This window comes from Xanthomonas dyei (genome assembly GCF_002939865.1).
Lineage (GTDB): Bacteria > Pseudomonadota > Gammaproteobacteria > Xanthomonadales > Xanthomonadaceae > Xanthomonas > Xanthomonas dyei.
Genome location: NZ_MDEE01000020.1, coordinates 78,776 through 86,819, shown reverse-complemented (window position 1 = coordinate 86,819; position 8,044 = coordinate 78,776). Strand labels below are relative to the sequence as shown.

Below are 8,044 nucleotides of genomic sequence, written 5' to 3'. Positions count from 1 at the left end.
AACTGATCAAAGGTCGCGGATTGAGGTCCTGACCAACACAGTTGCTCCATGGATGGATTCACGGCGTGTCCCGCGGAGGTAGGCGGGCAAGGGCCGTGCAGCCGGCGCGCAGATCTGCGGCTCGCCACTAACGCATACAGAGCAGCCAGTCACGCCCAAGACAACCGTGCGCTTGGGTTCTTGAAGACGCCGAAAAAAGTCGCGAGCCAAGGGCCGGTCGAGCCATGGCTCGGTAAAGATGAATTGCGCACTTGATAGCGCCACGTAAGCGATCTGCACGTCTAACACGCCCAACAAGCTGACCAGCCGGCCGTTGCGCGCCACGTCGCTGTTGGCTAACACATGTCCTCACACGCGGCGCAGTACCGTGGCGCTGCGGCAGCACCAACGGCTGGATGGACGTCGCCTGTTGCAGGTTGGATGATGACGGTGGTGTGGGTGGTCGATCGTGCCTGTTGGCGATACCCCGCGCGGTCTTGGGCTCTTTTCTAATGGTTTGGCACAGATGCACGGATGGGTGAACAGTCATCGGGGCGCAGGCAGTGAAGCGATGCGGTGGTGTCGTGCAGGCGATCTGCGGCATGGCGTGAGCGTGCGGATACGCCCGGCATGACCACTGCATTTCCGCATGGCGACAGCGCCATGGCGCAGGCGGTGCGCGCATACGACTGGGCGGCGACGCCGTTGGGGCCGAGCGCGCAGTGGCCGTCGCCGTTGCGCAATGCGGTCAGTCTGATGCTCGCGTCGCCGGAAAGCATGTACGTGGTGTGGGGCCAGGCGCTGACGTTTTTCTACAACGATGCGTATGCGCCGATCCTGGGGCCGCGTCAGCCGCACGCGCTGGGTGCGCCGCTGCGCGAGCTGTGGGCCGATGCCTGGGAGGCGGTACGTGCGCCGATCGAGGCGGCGTTTGCCGGCAGTGCGTCGCGTTTTGAAGAAATGCCGATCGCCATGAATCGCTACGGTGTGCCGGAAGACACCTGGTGGACGTTTTCGTTTTCGCCGATCTATCTGGACGATGGCAGCATCGGTGGCGCGTTCTGCGTGACCAACGAGGTGACTGCACGCAAGTTGGCGCAGACACGGCTTGCCGACGAGCACGAGCGCTTGATCCGCCTGTTCGAGCAGGCGCCGATGTTCATGGCTTTTTTGAGTGGGCCGCAGCACCGCGTGGAGTTCGCCAACCCGTGTTACTCGCGCTTGATCGGCCACCGCGACGTGATCGGGCGGCCGCTCGCCGAAGCGTTGCCGGATGCGCTCGAGCAAGGGCATCTGCGCCATCTGGATGAGGTGTATCGTTCCGGGCGCGCCTATACGGCCAATGCGCTGGTGTACGACGCCCAGGCAATACCGGGCGGGCCGACCGAGCGGCATCTGCTGGACCTGGTGTATCAGCCGATTGCCGGCGCCGACGGCACGGTCTCCGGCATCTTCGTGCAAGGGTTGGATATCACCGATCGCATCAGCCTGGAGCGCGCCGTGCGCGAGGCGGAGGTGCGCAACCGGCAGATCCTCGATAGCGTCATGGACTACGCGATCATCGCGACCGACATGCGCGGCCGGGTGACTTCCTGGAACGAAGGTGCGCGCCGCATTCTGGGCTGGACCGAGGCCGAGATGCTCGGGCAATCGCTGGAGCGCACATTTACCCCGGAAGATGTGGCGAATCGACAGCTCCTCATCGAAGCCGCCGCAGCGCTGGAGAGCGGCAGCGGCATGGACGAGCGCTGGCATATGCGCAAATCCGGCGAGCGGTTCTGGGCCAATGGGTCGCTGATGGTGCTGCGCGAAGAAAGCGGGGTGGCGATCGGCTTTGTCAAAGTGCTGCGCGACCGCACTGCCGAGCGCCTGGCCAGCCTGGCATTGATCAAAAGCGAGCGTCGGCTGGACGCCTTGGTGCGCGCGTCGTCGCAAGCGATCTTTTCTGCCACTGCCAACTGGGGCGCGTTGCGCCTGCATGCCGGCGATGGCTTGTTGGACGATGGTCGTCCGGCCAATCCGCGCTGGCAGCAGGAATGGATTCATCCGGACGATCGTGCGCCGTTGCTTGCGGCCATCCATGCTGCGATCGGTGATAAGGCTGCGCTGGAGCTTGAGCTGCGCGTGCTGGACAGACAGCAGGTGCGCTGGACGTTGCTGCGCGCAGTGCCGTTGCTGGATGCGCAGGGCGGGATTGAGGAATGGTTCGGTACCGCGACGGATGTCAGCGACAGACGCGCGGCCGAAGAGCAATTGCGCTTGCTGACCGAGACCCTGGAAGAACGCGTGCGCGAGCGCAGCGCAGCGTTGCTGCTGGCCGAAGAAAAACTGCGCCAGAGTCAAAAGATGGAAGCCGTCGGCCAGCTCACCGGCGGCCTGGCGCACGACTTCAACAATCTGTTGACCTCCATCACGGTGGGGCTGGAGTTGCTGCAGGCACGCGTCGAGCAAGGCAAGTACGACCGGTTGGAGCGCTATGTGGAAATGGCGCAAACCAGCGCCGCGCGCGCCGCTGCGTTGACGCAACGCCTGCTGGCATTTTCGCGCCGGCAGACGCTTGCCCCCAGTGCGTTGGACGTGGACACGCTGGTGCACGGCATGCGTGAGATCATCTCGCGCACTTTGGGTCCATCGATCACCTTGCAGGTGACGCCGGCGCCGCAGCCGTGGAAGGTGCTGGTGGACGCACCGCAGCTGGAGAATGCGCTGCTCAATCTGTGCCTCAATGCGCGCGATGCCATGCCCGATGGCGGTGAACTCACCATTAGCCTGCACAACCGCTCGCTGGATTCGGCCGCGGCCCAACCGCTGGATCTGCCGCCTGGCGACTACGTCTGCCTGAGCGTGCAGGATACCGGCACCGGCATGACCGACGAGGTCATCTCCAAAGTATTCGAGCCGTTTTTCACCACTAAACCGATCGGGCAGGGCACCGGTCTGGGCCTGTCGATGATCTACGGGTTTACCCGGCAGTCCGGTGGGCACGTGCGCATCGATTCGGAAGTGGGCGTGGGCACCACCATGGCGCTGTACCTGCCGCGGTTCACCGGCGCACATGCACAGGACGCTGCAGCGGCCACGCCGGAACAGCCGCAGCGCGCTGCAGCGCAGAGCTGCACTGTGTTGCTGGTGGAGGATGAAACCGCCATCCGTATCCTGATCTCCGAAGTGCTCACCGAGGCCGGTTACCGCGTCATCGAAGCGGCCGAAGGCAGCGCTGCGGTGGAGCGCTTGCGCTCGTCAGAGCCAATCGATCTGCTGGTGACCGATGTCGGCCTGACCGGTGGTTTGAACGGGCGCCAGGTGGCCGATGCGGGCCGGCAGTATCGGCCGACGTTGCCGGTGTTGTTCGTGACCGGCTATGCGGCAACTGCAGCCGTCGGCGCGGGGCAGCTGGACGACGGGATGGAGGTGTTGACCAAGCCGTTCCTGGCGGCCGAGCTGAAGCTGCGCGTGCGGCAGTTGCTGGAGCGGCGGTCCCCATGATGCGACGGCAATGCGGTAAGTCACGCCAGCAGCGGAGTCGAGTGTTCTGCGTCGGGCGGCTCACGTCCTGATCGAGCATGTAGCGCAGCCCTTGCCACCACCTGTCCAGCGCGCTCTGTGAGCTGCACTTGCAGCGTGTGAGATTGCCGCGGTTGCGCCCGGTTATAGCGCCGTTTGCACAATGCCTAGCAAGTCGCGCAATGAAAATGGCTTGGTCAGCAGGCGCGTGCCGGTATGCAGAAAGTCGGCGCGCTTGGCGCTGACGCCTGCATAGCCGGTCATGAAAATGATCGGCAGTGCGGGATATAACCGGCGTGCGTTGTCGGCCAGGTCGCGTCCGTTCATGCCGGGAAGGCAGATGTCCGACAACAGCAGGTCGAACGGACAGGCCGTGACGAGCTGCTCCATCGCCTGTTCGGCATCGGCAGACACGACAACCCGGTAGCCCTCTTCGCAGAGGATATCCGCGGTCATCGCGCGAATGGCGTCGTCGTCTTCCACCAACAGAATGCGTGCGTTACATGATGCGTCGTTCACCGCGATCCTCAAGCGATCGCAACAACGCGACCTGCTTCACTGTCAAGGCTATGCGTGCGCCCGTGACGAATGTGTCGGAGTTGTCACATCGAGCAGCATGGGGCGCGGCAGAGTGCCGATCTGCAACACGGCGTGCAGCAAAAACCGCAACGCAGATCACGGCCAGAGGTAGGCCGCAAGCGCTGCGCGTCAAGCCGGGCAAGCTGATCAATTCAGTCGTTGGAAGCTGACGATCACGCGCGCGTGTTAACTTAAACGACATGGAAAACGTGAAGCCGCTGATCGCAAACCGCATCACCACCGGCACGACGGGGCTTGACACCATCCTCCGCGGAGGGCTGCCCGCCAACCGGCTGTACCTGCTCGAAGGCCAGCCAGGCTCCGGCAAGACCACGTTGGCGCTGCAGTTCCTGCTCGATGGCGCAGCCAAGGGCGAAAGCTGCCTGTATGTCACCTTGTCGGAAACCATCGACGAGCTCAACGAAGTCGCCGGCTCGCATGGGTGGTCGCTGCAAGCGCTGCACATCTTCGAGCTTGCCTCGGCCGAAGCCTTTCTCGGCGACGGGCGCCAGCAGTCCATTCTGCATCCCTGGGAAATGGAACTGGATGGCACGATCAAGCTGATCCAGGCCGAGGTCGATCGGGTCAAGCCCACGCGCGTGGTGTTCGACTCGTTGTCCGAACTGCGTCTGTTGGCGCAGGACTCGTTGCGTTACCGGCGCCAGGTGCTGGCGCTGAAGCAGTTTTTCGCGCCGCGCAACATCACCGTGTTTCTGGTCGATGACCTCACCGACGAAAACGGCCAGCGCGATGCGCATCTGCACAGCCTGTGTCATGGCGTGATTTCGTTGGAGCGCATGACGCTGGATTTCGGTGCGGCGCGCCGGCGCATGCAGGTGCAGAAATTGCGCGGGGTCAACTTCACTGCCGGCTACCACGACATCACCATTGTCACCGGCGGAATGCGGATCTACCCGCGCCTGATCGCCTCCGATCATCACGTCTCGTTTGTCGGCGATGCGGTGTCCAGCGGTGTCGAGCGTATCGATGCGCTGTTGCATGGCGGCCCGCTGCGCGGCACCAGCACCTTGCTGACCGGTCCGGCCGGCTCGGGCAAGACCAATGTCGCCCTGCAATATGTCAGTGCCGCCTGCGAGCGTGGCGAGCACTGCTGCGTATTGCAGTTCGACGAACGCACCGGCACCTTGCTGACACGCGCGGAAAACCTGGGCATGGATCTGCGCAAGCATCTGGCGTCCGGCATGTTGGAACTGCACCAGATGGACCCGGCGGAACTGACGCCCGGTGAGTTCGCCTGGGCGGTGCGCGAAAGCGTGGAAGCGCGCAACTGCCGCATTCTGGTGATCGACAGCCTCAACGGCTACCTGTCGTCGATGCCGCAGGAAAAGCAGCTGATGCTGCAGATGCACGAGTTGCTGTCTTATCTCAACCAGAGCGGCGTGACCACGTTCCTGATCAACCCGCAGCATGGTCTGGTGGGGACGATGTCCACCGGCAATCTCAACATTTCCTACATGGCCGATACCGTCATTTTGTTTCGCTTCTTCGAAGCGCAGGGGCGGATCCGCAAGGCCTTGTCGGTCATCAAGAACCGCAGCGGCGCGCATGAAGATTCGATACGCGAGATGCGCATCACCAGCAGCGGTCTGCACCTGAGCGAGCCGTTGGACAGGTTCCATGGTGTGTTGACTGGCACCCCGCAGTTTGTCGGAGACGGCACGCCGTTGCTGGACCGTGCACTTGACAAACCGTGAAGCGGATGGATCGGTCGTCCACATCATCGCGCCGTTCGGCCGCGATGCGGAGAGTATCGCGACCACCGTCGGTGGGCGTGGGCTAACGCACCGGGTCTACAGCGCGCTGGAAGCGTTGGCCGGCGATCTGCTCGACAGTTCCGGTGTGGTGGTGCTCACCGAAGAAGCCTTGGGCGGCAATCTGCAGCAGTTGCAGCAAATCCTGCAAGGCCAGGCGGCGTGGTCGGATATTCCGTTCGTGCTGCTGCGCGCGCCACGTGGCAGCCAGCACGGTCGCCGGGTGAGCCTGCCTGCCGAGATGACCAATGTCATCGAGCTGGAGCGGCCGCTCAGTTCGTCGTCGCTGCTGAGCGCGATTTTCAACGCATTGCGGTCGCGACAAAAACAGTTCGTGATCCGCGACCAGATGACAGAGCTGGCCGAAGGCCGTGCTGCGCTGGCATTGAGCGAAGCCGAGCTGCGCCGCGTCACCGATGCCTTGCCGGTATTGATCGCTTTCATCGACAAGAACCTGATCTACCGCTTCGCCAACCGCTCCTACGAAGACTGGATCGGTATTCCGCCGCAGGACGTGATCGGAAAGCCGCTGGTCGATGTGGTGGGGCCTGCGGTGGTGGCCGAGCGACGCGCCTGGATCGAAGCCGCACTGGCCGGCCAGGCGCTGACGGTGGAAGCGAGCTGGCCGCATGCCGATGGGCGCCGCCGCGATGCGGAGATCCGCTACATGCCGCGCTTGGATGCAGATGGCAAGGTGGATGGCTTCCACGTGTTTGCGACCGACATCACCGCACGTGCGCTGGCGATGGAATCGATCCAGGAGCAGGCCAACCTGCTGGAGGCCAAGGTGGCCGAACGCACCGCCGAGCTGCAGCAGCAGATGTTGGCGCGCGAATCCAGTGAGGCCGCGCTGCGTCAAGCGCAAAAGATGGAAGCCGTGGGCCAGTTGACCGGCGGCATTGCGCACGACTTCAACAACATGCTGACCGGCATCCTGTCGGCCTTGGATCTGGCGCGTCTGCGCATCGACCAGGGGCGCACCGAGGGACTTGGGCGGTTCCTGGATGTGGCATCGGCCTCGGCCTTGCGTGCGGCCGCACTGACCCAGCGCCTGCTGGCGTTTTCGCGCAGGCAATCGCTGCAGGCCCGGCATCTGCAGTTGAACGATCTGGTGGTGTCGCTGCAGGAATTGCTGGCGCGCACGCTGGGCGAGTCGGTACGCATGGAAGCCGATCTTTGCGATGCGCTACCGCAGGCGTATGTGGACGAAAACCAGCTGGAAAGCGCGTTGATCAACTTGGCCATCAACGCCCGCGACGCCATGCCGGACGGCGGTCAGTTGCGCATTTCGACCCGGCATCTGCATGTCGACGAACACCGGCTCGAACTCGGTCGCGGGATCATGCTGGCGCCGGGCGATTACGTCGTGGTGTCGGTCGCCGATACCGGCAGCGGCATGCCGGCCGATGTGCTGGAGCGCGTGTTCGAGCCGTTTTACACCACCAAGCCGATCGGGCAGGGCACCGGCCTGGGCATGTCGATGATCTATGGCTTCATGCAGCAGTCCAACGGGCAGGTCTGGGTGGAGTCGGAAGTGGGCGTTGGCACCACGGTGAGCTTGTACCTGCCTGCCGGTGCGGAAGCGCAGAGCGTTGCGGTCGGGCCACAGATCGGCGCGGTGGTAGCCGGACAGGGGCAGCAGGTGCTGGTGGTGGAAGACGACGAACAGGTGCGTCTGCTGGTGACCGAGCTGCTTGGCGAGCTGGGCTACCAGGCCGAAGTGGTGGCCGATGCCGATGCCGCGCTGCCGATTCTGGCCTCGCAGCGACGGATCGATCTGCTGGTCACCGATGTCGGGTTGCCCGGGCTCAACGGACGCCAGTTGGCCGAGATTGCGCGACAGTCGCGCCGCGATCTGCCGGTGATCTTCATGACCGGCTACGCGGAGACCGCACGCGACCGTGGCGAATTTCTTGCCGAGGGCATGAGCATGATCGCCAAGCCCTTTACGCTGGGCGAGTTCAGCGGGAAGTTGCACGAGGTGTTGGGGCCGTCGTCCTGAGCGATGCAGATGCGGGATCTGCCGCATCGCGCGCTCAAAGCTTCTTGGCCGCCACCTCGACGGCTTTCATCCAGACACCATTGCGGACTGCGCAGGCAACCTCGCGCGCTCCGCGTCAGCCTGTTGCTCTGCGTCTACCGACCGCCGCTGCGCACCATGACTGCTGGCAATGCGCCTAGTGGGCTGACGCCGCCGTCTGCACGCTTTT

4 protein-coding genes are annotated in these 8,044 nt (G+C 63.9%); 3 read left to right on the top strand and 1 reads right to left on the bottom strand.

The genetic code is table 11. The features are described from left to right. The first annotated feature begins 609 nt into the window (after nt 1–609). Nucleotides 610–3,465, top strand: coding sequence for a hybrid sensor histidine kinase/response regulator (locus XdyCFBP7245_RS14155; protein WP_104616213.1), 2,856 nt, complete (start codon nt 610–612; stop codon nt 3,463–3,465). 162 nt (nt 3,466–3,627) lie between these two features. Here XdyCFBP7245_RS14155 and XdyCFBP7245_RS14150 read toward each other — a convergent pair whose 3' ends face one another. Further along, nucleotides 3,628–3,972, bottom strand: coding sequence for a response regulator (locus XdyCFBP7245_RS14150; RefSeq protein WP_104616223.1), 345 nt, complete (start codon nt 3,970–3,972; stop codon nt 3,628–3,630). A gap of 290 nt (nt 3,973–4,262) precedes the next feature. Between XdyCFBP7245_RS14150 and XdyCFBP7245_RS14145 the strand changes: the two genes are divergently transcribed. After that, nucleotides 4,263–5,777: an ATPase domain-containing protein gene (locus XdyCFBP7245_RS14145; RefSeq protein WP_104616212.1), complete on the top strand. Its 1,515-nt coding sequence runs from the start codon at nt 4,263–4,265 to the stop codon at nt 5,775–5,777. Then, nucleotides 5,764–7,836, top strand: coding sequence for a PAS domain-containing sensor histidine kinase (locus tag XdyCFBP7245_RS14140; RefSeq protein WP_104616222.1), 2,073 nt, complete (start codon nt 5,764–5,766; stop codon nt 7,834–7,836). The genes XdyCFBP7245_RS14145 and XdyCFBP7245_RS14140 overlap by 14 nt, the downstream gene beginning before the upstream one ends. The last annotated feature ends 208 nt before the right edge of the window (nt 7,837–8,044 follow it).

Coding starts and splice junctions, on each gene's coding strand:
- XdyCFBP7245_RS14145 (WP_104616212.1), top strand. CDS start 4,263: ATGGAAAACGTGAAGCCGCTGATCGCAAACCGCATCACCACCGGCACG.
- XdyCFBP7245_RS14155 (WP_104616213.1), top strand. CDS start 610: ATGACCACTGCATTTCCGCATGGCGACAGCGCCATGGCGCAGGCGGTG.